Annotated in this window: 16 protein-coding genes; 13 read left to right on the top strand and 3 right to left on the bottom strand. The window is 67.1% G+C overall.

Translation table 11 applies throughout. The annotated features are described in order from the left end of the window. Positions 1 to 8 precede the first annotated feature (8 nt). Positions 9 to 947, bottom strand: coding sequence for a calcium/sodium antiporter (locus IHD13_RS10295; RefSeq protein WP_195860958.1), 939 nt, complete (start codon positions 945 to 947; stop codon positions 9 to 11). A 138-nt stretch (positions 948 to 1,085) separates the two neighbouring features. Between IHD13_RS10295 and IHD13_RS10300 the strand changes: the two genes are divergently transcribed. From IHD13_RS10300 to hisD, 9 genes are all read left to right on the top strand, one after another. Next, the gene (locus IHD13_RS10300) at positions 1,086 to 1,898 is read left to right on the top strand and encodes an ABC transporter ATP-binding protein (protein WP_195860959.1); all 813 of its coding nucleotides are present in this window, start codon (positions 1,086 to 1,088) and stop codon (positions 1,896 to 1,898) included. Further along, positions 1,895 to 2,677, top strand: a complete 783-nt coding sequence (gene mlaE / locus IHD13_RS10305) for a lipid asymmetry maintenance ABC transporter permease subunit MlaE (RefSeq protein WP_195860960.1) — start codon at positions 1,895 to 1,897, stop codon at positions 2,675 to 2,677. The genes IHD13_RS10300 and mlaE overlap by 4 nt, the downstream gene beginning before the upstream one ends. 87 nt (positions 2,678 to 2,764) lie before the next feature. Continuing rightward, entirely contained in the window at positions 2,765 to 3,229 is a 465-nt protein-coding gene (gene mlaD, locus IHD13_RS10310; protein ID WP_195860961.1) for an outer membrane lipid asymmetry maintenance protein MlaD, read from the top strand. A 36-nt stretch (positions 3,230 to 3,265) separates the two neighbouring features. Then, complete coding sequence (locus tag IHD13_RS10315) at positions 3,266 to 3,925, top strand: MlaC/ttg2D family ABC transporter substrate-binding protein (protein WP_195860962.1); 660 nt, start codon at positions 3,266 to 3,268, stop codon at positions 3,923 to 3,925. Then, positions 3,922 to 4,260, top strand: a complete 339-nt coding sequence (locus IHD13_RS10320) for an STAS domain-containing protein (protein ID WP_195860963.1) — start codon at positions 3,922 to 3,924, stop codon at positions 4,258 to 4,260. The genes IHD13_RS10315 and IHD13_RS10320 overlap by 4 nt, the downstream gene beginning before the upstream one ends. Before the next feature lie 154 nt (positions 4,261 to 4,414). Beyond that, positions 4,415 to 4,669 carry a BolA family protein gene (locus IHD13_RS10325; RefSeq protein ID WP_195860964.1) on the top strand — a complete coding sequence of 85 codons (255 nt, stop codon included), beginning with the start codon at positions 4,415 to 4,417 and terminating at the stop codon, positions 4,667 to 4,669. Positions 4,670 to 4,677: 8 nt separating this feature from the next. Then, entirely contained in the window at positions 4,678 to 5,940 is a 1,263-nt protein-coding gene (gene murA / locus IHD13_RS10330; RefSeq protein WP_195860965.1) for a UDP-N-acetylglucosamine 1-carboxyvinyltransferase, read from the top strand. A gap of 40 nt (positions 5,941 to 5,980) precedes the next feature. Beyond that, positions 5,981 to 6,634, top strand: coding sequence for an ATP phosphoribosyltransferase (gene hisG, locus IHD13_RS10335; RefSeq protein WP_195860966.1), 654 nt, complete (start codon positions 5,981 to 5,983; stop codon positions 6,632 to 6,634). Between the two features lie 326 nt (positions 6,635 to 6,960). After that, positions 6,961 to 8,268, top strand: a complete 1,308-nt coding sequence (hisD, locus tag IHD13_RS10340; protein WP_195860967.1) for a histidinol dehydrogenase — start codon at positions 6,961 to 6,963, stop codon at positions 8,266 to 8,268. 205 nt (positions 8,269 to 8,473) lie between these two features. Here the strand turns inward: hisD and IHD13_RS10345 are convergent, their stop codons facing one another. Continuing rightward, positions 8,474 to 9,688, bottom strand: coding sequence for a Do family serine endopeptidase (locus tag IHD13_RS10345; RefSeq protein ID WP_195860968.1), 1,215 nt, complete (start codon positions 9,686 to 9,688; stop codon positions 8,474 to 8,476). An 89-nt stretch (positions 9,689 to 9,777) separates the two neighbouring features. On the opposite strand from IHD13_RS10345, the gene IHD13_RS10350 reads away from it, so the two are divergent. Beyond that, a complete protein-coding gene (locus IHD13_RS10350) occupies positions 9,778 to 10,536 on the top strand; it encodes a Nif3-like dinuclear metal center hexameric protein (RefSeq protein WP_195860969.1) in 759 nt (252 codons plus the stop codon). A 326-nt stretch (positions 10,537 to 10,862) separates the two neighbouring features. Here IHD13_RS10350 and IHD13_RS10355 read toward each other — a convergent pair whose 3' ends face one another. After that, on the bottom strand, positions 10,863 to 11,327 hold the full coding sequence (locus IHD13_RS10355) for a ZapG family protein (protein ID WP_195860970.1): 465 nt from the start codon (positions 11,325 to 11,327) through the stop codon (positions 10,863 to 10,865). Positions 11,328 to 11,518: 191 nt separating this feature from the next. Between IHD13_RS10355 and zapE the strand changes: the two genes are divergently transcribed. The 3 genes from zapE (at position 11,519) to rpsI (ending at position 13,692) form a co-directional block, all read left to right on the top strand. Continuing rightward, a complete protein-coding gene (zapE, locus tag IHD13_RS10360) occupies positions 11,519 to 12,676 on the top strand; it encodes a cell division protein ZapE (protein ID WP_230086244.1) in 1,158 nt (385 codons plus the stop codon). 184 nt (positions 12,677 to 12,860) lie between these two features. Then, on the top strand, positions 12,861 to 13,289 hold the full coding sequence (gene rplM / locus IHD13_RS10365) for a 50S ribosomal protein L13 (RefSeq protein ID WP_195860972.1): 429 nt from the start codon (positions 12,861 to 12,863) through the stop codon (positions 13,287 to 13,289). A 13-nt stretch (positions 13,290 to 13,302) separates the two neighbouring features. Next, the gene (rpsI, locus tag IHD13_RS10370) at positions 13,303 to 13,692 is read left to right on the top strand and encodes a 30S ribosomal protein S9 (protein ID WP_195860973.1); all 390 of its coding nucleotides are present in this window, start codon (positions 13,303 to 13,305) and stop codon (positions 13,690 to 13,692) included. The last annotated feature ends 210 nt before the right edge of the window (positions 13,693 to 13,902 follow it).

Genomic DNA, 13,902 nt, shown 5'->3' on the forward strand with positions numbered 1-13,902 from the left:
GTCTGGGCTCAAGTGAGGTCGAAGGCCAGCAGGCCGAGGTAGCCGAGATAGGCGACGAGCATCAGGGCCCCGGGCAGGCGCCCCAGGCGGCCATGGCGTTGCCATAGCAGCCAGGCGCCGAGCAGCAGGGTCAGGGCCAGCATCACCGGGAAGTCGCGGCTGCCGGCGGCGCCATCCACCGGGCCGGGGGCCAGCAGGCCGGGGATCGGCAGCACCGCCAGCATATTGAAGAGGTTGGAGCCGATGACGTTGCCGATGGCCAGGTCGTGATGACGACGCAGGGCGCTCATGATGCAGGCCGCCAGCTCCGGCAGGCTGGTGCCGATGGCCACCAGGGTCAGGCCGATCACCAGTTCGCTGACGCCGAAGCCGGCGGCAACCTGGCTGGCCCCCCACACCAGCAGGCGCGAGCTCACCACCATCAGTACCAGGGTCGCCAGCAGCCAGGCCAGGGCCGGAGGCAGGCGCATGGCGGGGATCTCTCCCTCGAAGGCGTCGTCGGGGGTGTCGGCGCGGAACAGCCACCAGAGGCTGAAGCCCAGCAGGGCCAGCAGGAAGAACGCATCGAAGCGACCGAGAATGCCGTTGGCCAGGGCATAGCCGGCCAGGCCGGTGGCGCCCAGCAGCAGGGGCAGCTCGCGGCGCACCAGGGAGAAGCGCACCGGGATGGGGGCCACCAGGGCGGTGGCGCCGAGCACCAGGGCGATGTTGGCGATATTCGAGCCCAGGGCGTTGCCGGTGGCCAGGTCGGGGAGCCCATCCAGGGCGGCCATGATCGCCACCAGCATTTCCGGAGCCGAGGTGCCGAGGGCGACGATGGTCATGCCCACCAGCAGTCGGCTCATGCCCGCCCGATAGGCCGTGGCGGCGGCCGCCCCGACGAAGCGGTCGGCGCTCCACAGCAGGCCGGCGAAACCAAGCAGCACGGCGAGCAGGGCGATCAACATCGAACGTATCCTTGGTGGGCGAGGGCGCCCATTAAACGCCTGAGCGACGGCCGAATCAAGGGCGGGGTCGGCAAGGCTGGTCGGAGTGGCCCCGGTTAAGATACGATGTTCGATAATTATCCAAGGAAACCCGGACCGATGAAGGATACCCCCCTGGTGGAGGTGGACGATCTCCACTTCTCCCGCGGTGACAAGGAAATCTTCCGCGGGGTCTCGTTGCGCATTCCCCGTGGCAAGATTACCGCCATCATGGGACCCAGCGGCACCGGCAAGACGACCCTACTCAAACTGATCGGCGCCCAGCTGGTGCCCGATGCCGGCCGGGTGCGGATCGACGGTCAGGATGTCCATGCGCTCTCCCGCAAGGCGCTGTTTCGGTTGCGCCGGCGCATGGGCATGCTGTTCCAGAGTGGCGCCCTCTTCTCCGACCTGGATGTCTTCGAGAACGTGGCCTTCCCGCTGCGGGTCCATACCGACCTGCCGGAGCCGATGATTCGCGATCTGGTATTGATGAAACTCCAGGCGGTGGGGCTGCGCGGGGCACGCCATCTGACGCCGGCGGAGCTCTCCGGCGGCATGGCGCGCCGGGTGGCCCTGGCCCGGGCCATCGCCCTGGACCCGGAGCTGATCCTCTACGACGAGCCCTTCGTGGGGCAGGACCCCATCTCCATGGGGGTGCTGGTGCAACTGATCAAGCGCCTCAACGAGGCCCTGGGGCTGACCGCCGTGGTGGTCTCCCATGACATCAAGGAGACCCTCTCCATCGCCGACTACGTCTACGTGATCGCCGACGGTCAGGTGATGGCCGAGGGCACCCCGGCCAGCCTCGACGTGGATCAGGACGCCCGGGTCAGCCAGTTCGTGCACGGAGAGCCGGATGGCCCCGTGCCCTTCCACTATCCGGCGGTGGACTTCTACCGCGATATCCTCGATACGGGGGAGCGCCGATGATACGTCGCATCACCGCCCTCGGGCGCCAGGGCTGCGAGCTGCTCGAGGCCCTGGGCCGCTCGGGCCTGTTCCTGGCCCAGTCCGCGGTCGGGCGCCCCTCCCGGGAGGGGTTGTTCCTCTGGCTGCGACAGATGCACTTCGTGGGGGTGCTGTCGCTGGCCATCGTGCTGGTCTCGGGGCTCTTTATCGGCATGGTGCTGGCCCTGCAGGGCTACACCATCCTGGTCGACTTCGGTGCCGAGCAGGCCCTCGGCCAGATGGTGGCCCTGTCGCTGCTGCGAGAGCTGGCGCCGGTGGTGGCGGCGCTGCTGTTCGCCGGCCGCGCCGGCTCGGCGCTGACCGCCGAGATCGGCCTGATGAAGGCCACCGAGCAGCTGACCAGCATGGAGATGATCGGCGTCGATCCCCTGCGTCGGGTGGTGGCGCCGCGGCTCTGGGCCGGCTTCGTGTCGCTGCCGATCCTCACCGTGGGCTTCAGCGTGGTGGGCATTTACGGTGGCTTCCTGGTGGGGGTGGAGTGGCTCGGTGTCTTCGATGGCTCCTACTGGGGCAACATGCAGGCCAGCGTCGATTTTATCGGTGACGTGGGCAACGGCATGCTCAAGAGCCTGGTATTCGCCCTGGTGGTGACCTGGATCGCGGTCTTCCAGGGCTACGACCTGATTCCCACCTCGGAGGGGATCTCCCGGGCCACGACCCGCACCGTGGTCTACTCCTCCCTGGCGGTGCTGGGGCTGGACTTCGTGCTGACCGCGGTGATGTTCGGCGGCCTCTCCTGAGGTGACGGTGTGGCGCGACAGCGAATGTAACGAGACAGGGGCGCCGAGCAGGGGTTGGCGCCCGGTGAAGGTTGGCGGAGAGAGCGCATGAAACGTAGCAAGACGATGGAACTGGGGGTGGGGCTGTTTATGCTGGCCGGCATCCTGGGCCTGGTGTTCCTGGGCCTGAGGGTCAGCGGGCTGAGCCTTTCGGCACCCAGCGATACCTTCACGGTGCAGGCCAACTTCGCCAACATCGGCGGCCTCAAGCCCCGTGCCCGGGTCACCATGGCCGGGGTCAATGTGGGGCGGGTATCGGCCATCGAGCTGGACACCGACTGGTACGATGCCCGGGTCACCATGGAACTGAATGCCGACCTGGAGGGACGCTTGTCCCGGGATACCACGGCGGCGATCCTTACCGCCGGCCTGCTCGGCGAGCAGTATATCGGCCTCTCGGTGGGCGGCGACCCGGAGACCCTGAGCGATGGCGATACCCTCACCGATACCCAGTCGGCCCTGGTGCTGGAAGAACTCATCCAGCAGTTCGTGTCGAATATGGTCAGTAACTGAGCACTCTGACACCCTCGAGAGAAAAAGGATGGCCCCATGAATTCACTTGCCTTTCCCTTGACCCGGCTGCGCCTCTGGCTGGCGGTCCTGTGCCTGGCCTTTGCCCTGCCGGCCACCGCCCAGGCCAGCCAGAGCCCCGAGCAGATGATCCGCGACAGCATCGATGAGCTGATGGGGCAGATCGAGGGGCGTCGCGACTACTTCGCCGACAACCTCGATGAGCTGGAGGCCCTGGTGGATGCCAGCCTCGACGAGATCGCCGATTTTCGCTACATCGGCGCCAGCGTGATGGGGCGCTACTTCCAGAATGCCACGCCCCAGCAGCGGGCCCGCTTCGCCACCACCTTCCGCCAGACCCTGATCGATACCTACGTCAAGGGCCTGGTGACCTTCGACTATCGGGAGCTGCGGGTGCTCGACAATCAGCGCCCCGCTCGCCAGGCGGATCAGGCCAGCGTCGACATGGAGGTGGTGGCCACCAATGGCCAGGTCTATCCGGTGAGCTACTCCCTGCGCCTGAGCAACGATCAATGGAAGGTGGTCAATGTGATCGTCAACGGCATCAACCTGGGGCTGACCTTCCGCAACCAGTTCGATCAGGCGATGCGCGATCACGGTCGCGACTACGATGCCGTGATCGACAACTGGTCGCCGGAAGTGGGCGTCGAGGAGCTGGAGGAGGGCGGTCGCGGATGACGCTGCTGCTCGAGGCCCAGGGGGTGCGCCTCTCGGCGGAGGAGAACCGCCTGCGGGTGGCCGGTGACGTGGACTTCGAGGTCGCCGCCTCCCTGGCGGCCGCCGGCAGTGACTGGCTGGCGGGCCTCGCCCCCGGCACCCGGGTAGTCATCGACCTGAGTGGTGTCGATCGGGTCAGCAGCGCCGCCCTGAGCATGCTCTTGCAGTGGCTTCGCGACAGTCGCGGTGCCGGTGCCAAGGTGATCGGGGTCGAGCTCTCCGCGCCGCTGGCTCGCCTGACCCGCCTGGCCGACCTGGATGCCCTGCTTCCCGGCCAGGGAGCCGCGGCCTCCTGAGCGAGGCCTGTCGCGGCATGGCGACGGCTTGGTGGGGGCTTGTCGCCGTGCGTCGCCATCGCCATCGGCGGCGCTTTTGATTACCATGGGCCTCCACGATTCCCGCGGCGCCCCTCCCGGGGCGCCTGCTACCCACTCAAGGAGGCTAACGCCCATGCAACCCAGTGATGTCAAGGCGCGGCTCGAGGCCCAGATCGAGGGCTGTGACTTCCATATCCAGGGCGAAGGCTGCAACTTCCAGGTGATCGCCGTGGGGGAGGTCTTCGAGGGGCTCTCGCCGGTGAAGCGGCAGCAGCTGATCTACGGTGCCCTGAGCGAGGAGATCGCCAGCGGCGCCCTCCACGCCGTGAGCATCAAGACCTATACCCCGGCCCAGTGGCAAGGGGCCCCGGAAAACACCGGAGCCTGAGCCGCCGCATGGACAAGCTGATCATTACCGGCAACGGGGCCCTGGATGGTGAAGTCTGGGCCAGCGGTGCCAAGAACTCGGCCCTGCCGATCCTCTGTGCCACCCTGCTCTCCGAGGGGCCCGTCACCATCGGTAACCTGCCCCACCTGCAGGACATCACCACCACCCTGGAGCTGCTCGGGCGCATGGGCGTCGAGCCGGTGATGGGCGAGAAGATGACCATCCAGCTCGATGGCTCCCAGGTGCGCGACTGTCACGCGCCCTACGAGCTGGTCAAGAAGATGCGCGCCTCCATCCTGGTGCTGGGGCCGCTGCTGGCCCACTTCGGCCATGCGGACGTCTCCCTGCCGGGGGGCTGTGCCATCGGCTCGCGGCCGGTGGACCTGCATATCCGCGGCCTGGAGGCCATGGGGGCGGAGATTCGTGTCGAGGGGGGCTATATCCGCGCCCGGGTCGATGGCCGCCTCAAGGGGGCCACCATCTTCTTCGATACCGTCACCGTCACCGGCACCGAGAACCTGCTGATGGCGGCCACCCTGGCGGAAGGCACCACGGTGCTGGAGAACGCCGCCCGGGAGCCCGAAGTGGTGGACCTGGCCGAGTGCCTGATCGGCATGGGTGCGAAGATCTCCGGTCACGGCAGCGATACCATCACCGTCGAGGGGGTAGAGCGCCTGCACGGCTGCTATCACGACGTGATGCCGGATCGCATCGAGACCGGCACCTTCCTGGTGGCTGCCGCCGTGACCCGGGGCCGGGTCAAGGTACGCCGCACCCGGGCCGATGTGCTGGAAGCGGTACTGGCCAAGCTGGAGGAGGCCGGCGCCAAGGTAACCACCGGCGATGACTGGATCGAGGCGGACATGGAAGGGCGGCGCCCGCGGGCGGTGAATATCCGCACCGCGCCTTATCCCGCCTTTCCCACCGACATGCAGGCCCAGTTCGTGGCCATGAATGCGGTGGCCGAAGGCACCGGGCGGGTGGTGGAGACGATCTTCGAGAACCGTTTCATGCACGTCCAGGAGCTCAATCGCATGGGCGCCAGGATTGCCCTGGAGGGCAATACCGCCGTGGTCACCGGGGTCGAGCGGCTCTCCGGTGCCCCGGTGATGGCCACCGACCTGCGGGCCTCCGCCTCCCTGGTGGTGGCGGCGGCCATGGCGGAGGGCGAGACCCTGGTGGACCGCATCTATCATATCGATCGGGGCTATGAGTGCATCGAGGAGAAGCTGCAGCTGCTCGGCGCCAAGATCCGCCGCGTGCCTGGCTAGGTGCGCCCGGCCCCGACTCTCTGGACCTGTGAAGTCTCTTATGTCTAAACAACTGATCCTGGCCCTCTCCAAGGGCCGCATCCTCGACGAGACCCTGCCGCTGCTGGCCGATGCCGGCATCGAGCCCGCCGAGGACCTGGGCAAGAGCCGCAAGCTGCTCTTCGATACCAACCTGCCGGATGTCAAGCTGGTGGTGATCCGTGCCACCGACGTGCCTACCTATGTGCAACTGGGCGCCGCCGATCTCGGCGTGGCCGGCAAGGACGTATTGCTGGAGCATGGCGTCGAGGGGCTCTACGAACCCCTCGACCTGGAGATCGCCAAGTGCAAGCTGATGACCGCCGGCGTCAAGGGCAGCGCGCCGAGCCACGCCCGGCGCCGGGTGGCCACCAAGTTCGTCAAGGTGGCGCGACGCTACTATGCCGAGCAGGGCATCCAGGCCGAGGTGATCAAGCTGTACGGGGCCATGGAGCTGGCGCCGTTGATGAACCTGGCCGACGAGATCGTCGATATCGTCGATACCGGCAACACCCTGCGCGCCAACGGCATGGAGCCCCGCGAGCTGATCGCCGAGATCAGCACCCGGCTGGTGGTCAACAAGGCCGCCATGACCATGAAGCATGAGCGACTCAAGCCGCTGCTGGAGCGTCTCGAGGCCGCCGTGGCGGCGCGCCGCCAGACCGCCGAGGCCTGATCGCTCCAAGGCGAGGGGACGCTGGGGCGGGGCGGAGCAAAGCGTCTTTTTCAAGGGTGAGGAGGATTCCTCCGAACGGGTAGGCCATGGATGGCCTACCCCGGCCCTGAAAGCGAAGCAGGATAGCGTAGCGTCGCAGGAAAAAGTCGAGCGCCCAGGGAGGGGGTCACAGCGTCTTTGCGAAGTCCTGCCCCAGGGAAGTCCCCGGTCCAATAAGAATCATGGCGGATGATGTTATCTGCCCATCTAGGGGCCTTCGGGATTGCTCGCCGGTGTCGATGGCGGCATGCTGAAGGCCCCGTGCCGACCGTGTTAAAGAGAGAACCATGACCGCACTCGATATCGCCCGACTCTCCACCCGTGATCCCGACTTCACCGCGCGCCTCGATGCCCTGCTGTCCTGGGAGGGCGTTTCCGATGCCGAGGTGCAGCATCGGGTCGAGGCGATCATCGCCGATGTGCGTGCCCGGGGCGACGCGGCCCTGGTGGAGCTCTCCAACCGCTTCGACCGCCTCTCGGTCAGCGGCATGGATGAGTTGACCCTGACTCCCGAGCGGCTGCGCCAGGCCTTCGACGGCCTGCCCGAGGCCCAGCGCGAGGCGCTGCGCGTCGCCGCCGAGCGGGTGCGGGTCTACCACGAGCGCCAGAAGCCGGAGTCCTGGCAGTACACCGAGGCCGACGGCAGCGTCCTGGGCCAGCAGGTGACCCCCCTGGACCGCGCCGGCATCTATGTGCCCGGTGGCAAGGCGGCCTATCCCTCCTCGGTGTTGATGAATGCCATTCCCGCTCATGTGGCCGGGGTCAAGGAGATCATCATGGTGGTGCCGACCCCGGATGGGGTGCTCAACGAGCTGGTCCTCGCCGCGGCCCACCTGGCCGGCGTCGACCGGGTCTTCACCCTGGGGGGTGCCCAGGCGGTGGCGGCCCTGGCCTATGGTACCGAGACGGTGCCGCGGGTCGACAAGATCGTCGGTCCCGGCAATATCTATGTGGCCACCGCCAAGCGGGCGGTCTTCGGGCAGGTGGGCATCGACATGATTGCCGGGCCCTCGGAGATCCTGGTGGTCTCCGATGGCGGCACCGATCCGGAGTGGCTGGCCATGGACCTCTTCTCCCAGGCCGAGCACGACGAGGATGCCCAGTCGATCTTCGTCAGCTGGGATGCCGAGCACCTGGAGACGGTAGCCGCGGCCATGGCACGGCTGCTGCCGACCCTGGAGCGGGAGGCGATCGCCCGCCAGTCACTGGCCGAGCGGGGTGCCCTGATCCACTGCCAGGACGAGGCCGAAGCGGTCGAGCTGATCAACCGCATCGCCGCCGAGCACCTGGAACTGTCGGTGGCCGACCCCGAGGCCTGGCTGCCCCAGGTGCGCCACGCCGGCGCCATCTTCATGGGGCGCCATACCGCCGAGGCTCTGGGCGACTACTGTGCCGGTCCCAACCATGTGCTGCCCACCTCGGGGACGGCGCGCTTCTCCTCGCCGCTGGGAGTCTACGACTTCCAGAAGCGCTCCTCGATCATCCACTGCTCCGAGGCGGGTGCTTCCGGTCTGGGGCCCACCGCCTCCATCCTGGCCCGCGGCGAGTCCCTGACGGCCCATGCCCGCTCGGCGGAGTACCGCATCAAGTCGTGAAGCCGGTCGGGTGACATTGGTGATAAGGCCAACGACAGCGGCCCCGCCTAGGCGGGGCCGCTGTCGTTATGGGCGGGGGGGCAGGGGTTGGCCGCTGGTCGGAATGAGTGCCGTCTCAGCGCTGGCGCAGCTCCGGGGTCGGCCGCTCGCCGACCTCCAGTACCAGCTCCGGGGGGGCTGGCCGCTGGTCGGAATGAGTACCGTCTCAGCGCTGGCGCAGCTCCGGGGTCGGGCGCTCGCCGACCTCCAGTACCAGCTCCAGGGGCTGGCCGCTGCGAATCACCGTCAGCGGCAGCTCCGAGCCGGGGGCGATGGCGGCGATATCGCTCATTGCCACCCGGGCATCGAGGATGGGGCGCCCATCCACTTCCAGCAAGACATCGCCGGGGCGCAGGCCGGCGCGATCCGCCGGGCCATCGGCCATCACGCCGGCGATGACCACGCCACGGGGGGTCTGCAGGCCGAAGGAGAGGGCCAGCTCCGGGGTCATCTCCTGGGCCTCGATGCCCAGCCAGCCGCGGATCACCCGGCCCTGGGTGACCAGCTCCTCGAGGATATTGCGGGCCAGGTTGGCGGGAATCGCGAAGCCGATGCCCTGGGAGCCCCCGGAGCGGGAGAAGATGGCGGTATTGATGCCCACCAGGGCCCCTTCCGGATCGATCAGGGCGCCGCCGGAGTTGCCCGGGTTGATGGCGGCATCGGTCTGAATGAAGTCTTCATAGGCGTTGAGTCCCAGGTGGCTTCGCCCGGTGGCGCTGATGATGCCCATGGTCACCGTCTGACCGACGCCGAAGGGGTTGCCGATGGCCAGGGCCACATCGCCCACCGCCACCCGACTGGAGTCGGAGAGGGCGATCACCGGCAGGTCGTCGAGCTCGATGCGCAGCACCGCCAGATCGCTTTCCGGGTCGGTGCCGATCACCTCGGCCAGGGTCTCGCGCCCATCCCGCAGGGCCACCTGGATCTGATCGGCGCCACCGATCACATGGTGATTGGTCAGCACATAGCCGTCGCGGCTGACGATGACCCCGGAGCCCAGGCTGGAGAGCATGCGTTGCCGGCTGGGCAGGTCGTCGCCATAGAACTGGCGGAAGAAGGGGTCGGACATCAGCGGATGCTCGTCGCGCTCGACGATCCGCGAGGAGTAGATATTGACCACCGCCGGCGCGGCGCGCTCCACCGCCTCGGCGTAGCTGACCGGCCCCCGGTCACGGCTCAGGGGCGGGGCCTGCTCGACCTCCGGCGAGGGGCGGGAGGCGGGGCGAGATGCCTCCTCGGCGACGGGGCGGGCATCGGGCTCCGGGGCGGGGGCCGGCGTGGGGGCGTGCCCGCCCAGTTGGGGAAAGAGCAGCAACAGGATGGCGGCGATGACCAGCCCCGCCAGGGCCGGCCATAGCCAGGAGAACAGCTTGCGACCCATGCAGGGCTCCCGGTCTGGCGTGGCAGTGGCTCCGCCACAGTGGTTACAATGGCCGATAGTGTAACATCGCCCCCTATCGAGGAGCAGGAATGATCGGACGCGACGAGCTGGTGGCGGCCTGCCAGGCCGAGCTACGGGCCGAAGGTTTCAAGGACTATACCGTCAATGGCCTGCAGGTGGCGGGTCGCGACAGGGTGGCCCGGGTGATGAGTGGGGTCACCGCCTGCCAGGCATTGCTGGACGAAGCGGTGGCCTGGCAGGCGGATCTCCTGCTGGTCCACCACGGCTACTTCTGGAAGAACGAGCCGGTGCCCATCACCGGCATCAAGCGGCGGCGCCTCAAGACCCTGCTGGGCCACGATATCAGTCTGCTGGCTTATCACCTGCCGTTGGATGCCCATCCGAGCCTGGGCAATAATGCCCGCCTCGGCGAACGCCTCGGGCTGCGTGCCACGGGCTGCGCCGATGGGGCCCTGGGGGAGGGGCTGGTGTGGCTGGGGGAGCCGGAGGCGCCCCTGGACGACCGGGGCCTGGCCGCGCGCATCAGCGAGCGCCTGGGGCGCGAGCCGTTGCTGGTCTCGGGGCATGAGGGGCCCCTCGAGCGCATCGCCTGGTGCACCGGCGGCGCCCAGGACATGATTGCCCTGGCCCACGGGGCCGGTGCCCAGGCCTTTATCTCCGGAGAGATCTCCGAGCGTACCACCCACCTGGCCCGGGAGCTGGGAATCAGCTACCTGGCCGCGGGGCACCATGCCACCGAGCGTTATGGTGTCCAGGCGCTGGGCGACTGGCTGGCCGGGCGGTTCGGGATCGAGCATCGCTTCGTGGATATCGATAACCCCGCCTGAACGACCGTCGGGCCTGGGGCAAACGCAGCGGGGCCAGGCATCTGCCTGGCCCCGCTGTTTCGTTGTCCTGGGCGAGATTCAGTAGCGCGGCGGCTGGGCCGTGGCGGTGGCCGTCTCGGCTTCCTCGGGGGATGCGGCGCAGGCTGCCGGAAAACGCTCGGACAGAGGGCCGCGTCGCGCCGGGTTTCGCTGTAGGCCGTCTTAGTAGCGCGGCGGCTGAGCCGTGGCGGTGGCCGTCTCGGCTTCCTCGGGCGCGCGGCGCAGGCTGCCGGAAAATGCTCGGACAGAGGAGGGCCGCGTCGCGCCGGGTTTCGCAGTGGGTCGTTTTAGTAGCGCGGCGGCTGGGCCGTGGCGGTGGCCGTCTCGGCTTCCTCGGGCGCGCGGCGCAGACCGAAATCCTCGGAAAGCGTGCCATGGGTGCCGTCGGCATAGTCCCGGGGCGGGGCGGTGCCCTCGGCGTCGGCGTCGGTCTCGACGCTCTCGTCGCTGCCCTTGAGGCGGCGCTTCAACTGGTCATCATCGCAGAAGCGCTCGGCGCTCTGGGCCAGCTGCTGTTGCAGCTCCTGGCTCTGGCGCTGAATGCCATGCAGCAGGTCGGCGGCCCGGACGAAGTGGTCATTGAGGGAGTCCTTGACCTGGGTCAGCTCCAGCTCGGTTTCGGCCAGGCGCTGGCGCACCTTCTGGTTGCGGGCCACGTTGGCGTTGAGCAGATGGTAGCCGAGGGCGCCGATGCCGATGCCGGCAAGGCCGCTGGCGATGGCCAGGATCCAGTCGATATTGCTCTCGTACACGGTGTTCCCCTTGAAATTCTTTATCAGCCAGGGGGCTCCTGGCCGTTGGCATCTCGCCCAGGCCATTATACGAGGGACTGCGAGGGCCGGGTCAATGCGACGGCCGACGCATGGGAATCCGTCGGCGCCTGCGTATAATAGCGCCCCGAAGCCCCGAGTCCGAGGTAGCCAAGACGCTGATGTGCGCGACAATGACTTCCACTGCCACCCCCGCCGCGGGTCCCATGGCCCGCTACCGTGCCGATCTGGAGCGTGACGGTTTCCAGTATGACGCCGCCCAGGAGCAGGCGGTGGCCCATCTGCAGCGACTCTACGACGACCTGGTCAAGCGACCGGCGCCGGCCAGGGTGGGGGTGCCCGGCAAGGGCCTGAAGTCACGGGTGGCCGGCCTGTTCGGCAAGAAGGCCGGCAACGAGGCGCCCCGTCCGCCGGCGATCATGGGGCTCTACTTCTGGGGGGGAGTGGGGCGCGGCAAGACCTATCTGGTGGATACCTTCTATGAGTCGCTGCCCTTCCCGGAGAAGATGCGCACCCACTTCCACCGTTTCATGCAGCGGGTGCACAACGAGCTCGAGCACTACAAGGGTGAGAAGAACCCACTGACCCTGATCGCCGCCAAGTTTGCCGCCGAGGCGCGGGTGATCTGCTTCGACGAGTTCTTCGTCAAGGACATCACCGATGCGATGATCCTGGCCAATCTGCTGGAGGCGCTCTTCGATCGCGGCGTGGTGCTGGTGACCACTTCCAATATCGTGCCCTCGGAGCTCTACAAGGACGGCCTGCAGCGGGCCCGCTTCCTGCCTGCCATCGACCTGTTGGAGCGCCACTGCGAGGTGGTCAACGTCGACTCCGGCATCGACTACCGGCTGCGGGCCCTGGAGCGGGCCGAGATCTTCCACTCGCCGCTGGACGAGGCCGCCGAGGCGGAGCTTGCCCGCAGCTTTCGGGAGATCGCGGGCCAGGCGGGGGAGGTCGAGGTGCCCATCGAGATCAATCGCCGGGTGCTCAGGGCGCGCCGTCGCCATGACGACGTGGTGTGGTTCGAGTTTCTCGAGCTCTGCGATGGCCCGCGAAGCCAGAACGACTATATTGAACTGGCCCGGGAGTACCATACGGTGCTGGTCTCCAATGTGACCCAGATGGGGCGGGGCAGCGACGACCAGGCGCGGCGTTTCATCAATATGGTCGATGAGTTCTATGATCGCGGCGTCAAGCTGTTGATGTCGGCGGAGGTGCCGGCGGAGCGGCTCTATACCGAGGGCACCCTCTCCTTCGAGTTCGACCGTACCCTGTCGCGACTCCAGGAGATGCAGTCCCACGAGTACCTGGCGCTGCCGCATAAGCCCTGACCCGGCCGTACCGGGCGCTTCCAGCTTGTGTCGGCGGGTGATTGCCCCGGCGGGGGAGGGTCGTGTAGAATGCGCCCTCGCTCGAACGTTGTCGCGGTGTCGTGCCGTGGCAACCAAGAAAAATAGGGATGGTCGCGTGGGCCCGGCCCGCAAGACCCAAATTTCGACTTTTGGTGATTCATCCATGAAGACGTTCACTGCTAAGCCGCAGTCCGTGCAGCGCGACTGGTATGTCGTCGACGCCGCGGACAAGACGCTCGGTCGTCTGGCTACCGAAATCGCTCGCCGCCTGCGTGGCAAGCACAAGCCCGAGTACACCCCCCACGTCGATACCGGCGACTACATCGTCGTGATCAACGCCGAGAAGGTGAAGGTGACCGGCAACAAGGCCCAGGACAAGACCTACTACCGTCATACCGGTTACCCGGGTGGCCTGCGCTCCATGAGCTTCGAGAAGCTGATCGATCACGCTCCCGAGCGCATCATCGAGAAGGCCGTCAAGGGGATGCTGCCCAAGGGTCCGCTGGGTCGCGCCATGTACACCAAGCTCAAGGTCTATGCCGGTGCCGAGCATCCGCATGCCGCTCAGCAGCCGCAAGAACTGAACATCTGAGGGATAATTCGCCATGTCACAGCAGTATTATGGTACCGGGCGCCGCAAGACCTCTACCGCGCGCGTCTTCGTCAAGCCGGGCACCGGCAAGATCACCGTCAACAACCGTGATCTGGACGAGTATTTCGGCCGCGTCACCGGTCGCATGGTGGTGCGCCAGCCCCTGGAGCTGACCGAAACCACTGGCCAGTTCGATATCTACGTCACCGTTCAGGGTGGCGGCGGCTCCGCTCAGGCGGGTGCCATTCGTCACGGCATCACCCGTGCCCTGATGGAGTACAACGAAGAGTTCCGCAAGCCGCTGCGCGCCGCCGGTTACGTGACCCGCGATGCGCGTCAGGTCGAGCGTAAGAAGGTCGGCCTGCGCAAGGCGCGTCGTCGTCCGCAGTTCTCCAAGCGTTAATCCCGCTTCGAGGCTGTCGAAAAGCGCTCAGACCCTTGTGGTCTGGGCGCTTTTTTATTTTCCGAACAATAACTTATATGCGTCTTCCACTTAGGTCAGAGCCTGCTTAATCTTGTGTTCGGGCAGGCATTTTTTTACCATAGTGCGCATTTGTATCCGTGGCTGCGGATCGCGGTTCCGCGAAACGACAACGGGTAAGTTGATGGGAGA

It is taken from the genome of Halomonas sp. 328, from assembly GCF_015645095.1.
Taxonomy (GTDB): domain Bacteria; phylum Pseudomonadota; class Gammaproteobacteria; order Pseudomonadales; family Halomonadaceae; genus Bisbaumannia.

Excerpts from the sequence above, each read along its gene's own strand:
- hisD (WP_195860967.1), top strand. The coding sequence starts at position 6,961 with ATGACCGCACTCGATATCGCCCGACTCTCCACCCGTGATCCCGACTTC.
- IHD13_RS10300 (WP_195860959.1), top strand. The coding sequence starts at position 1,086 with ATGAAGGATACCCCCCTGGTGGAGGTGGACGATCTCCACTTCTCCCGC.
- hisG (WP_195860966.1), top strand. The coding sequence starts at position 5,981 with ATGTCTAAACAACTGATCCTGGCCCTCTCCAAGGGCCGCATCCTCGAC.
- murA (WP_195860965.1), top strand. The coding sequence starts at position 4,678 with ATGGACAAGCTGATCATTACCGGCAACGGGGCCCTGGATGGTGAAGTC.
- IHD13_RS10350 (WP_195860969.1), top strand. The coding sequence starts at position 9,778 with ATGATCGGACGCGACGAGCTGGTGGCGGCCTGCCAGGCCGAGCTACGG.
- mlaE (WP_195860960.1), top strand. The coding sequence starts at position 1,895 with ATGATACGTCGCATCACCGCCCTCGGGCGCCAGGGCTGCGAGCTGCTC.
- IHD13_RS10320 (WP_195860963.1), top strand. The coding sequence starts at position 3,922 with ATGACGCTGCTGCTCGAGGCCCAGGGGGTGCGCCTCTCGGCGGAGGAG.
- IHD13_RS10325 (WP_195860964.1), top strand. The coding sequence starts at position 4,415 with ATGCAACCCAGTGATGTCAAGGCGCGGCTCGAGGCCCAGATCGAGGGC.
- IHD13_RS10345 (WP_195860968.1), bottom strand. The coding sequence starts at position 9,688 with ATGGGTCGCAAGCTGTTCTCCTGGCTATGGCCGGCCCTGGCGGGGCTG.
- rpsI (WP_195860973.1), top strand. The coding sequence starts at position 13,303 with ATGTCACAGCAGTATTATGGTACCGGGCGCCGCAAGACCTCTACCGCG.
- zapE (WP_230086244.1), top strand. The coding sequence starts at position 11,519 with ATGACTTCCACTGCCACCCCCGCCGCGGGTCCCATGGCCCGCTACCGT.
- mlaD (WP_195860961.1), top strand. The coding sequence starts at position 2,765 with ATGAAACGTAGCAAGACGATGGAACTGGGGGTGGGGCTGTTTATGCTG.
- rplM (WP_195860972.1), top strand. The coding sequence starts at position 12,861 with ATGAAGACGTTCACTGCTAAGCCGCAGTCCGTGCAGCGCGACTGGTAT.
- IHD13_RS10295 (WP_195860958.1), bottom strand. The coding sequence starts at position 947 with ATGTTGATCGCCCTGCTCGCCGTGCTGCTTGGTTTCGCCGGCCTGCTG.
- IHD13_RS10315 (WP_195860962.1), top strand. The coding sequence starts at position 3,266 with ATGAATTCACTTGCCTTTCCCTTGACCCGGCTGCGCCTCTGGCTGGCG.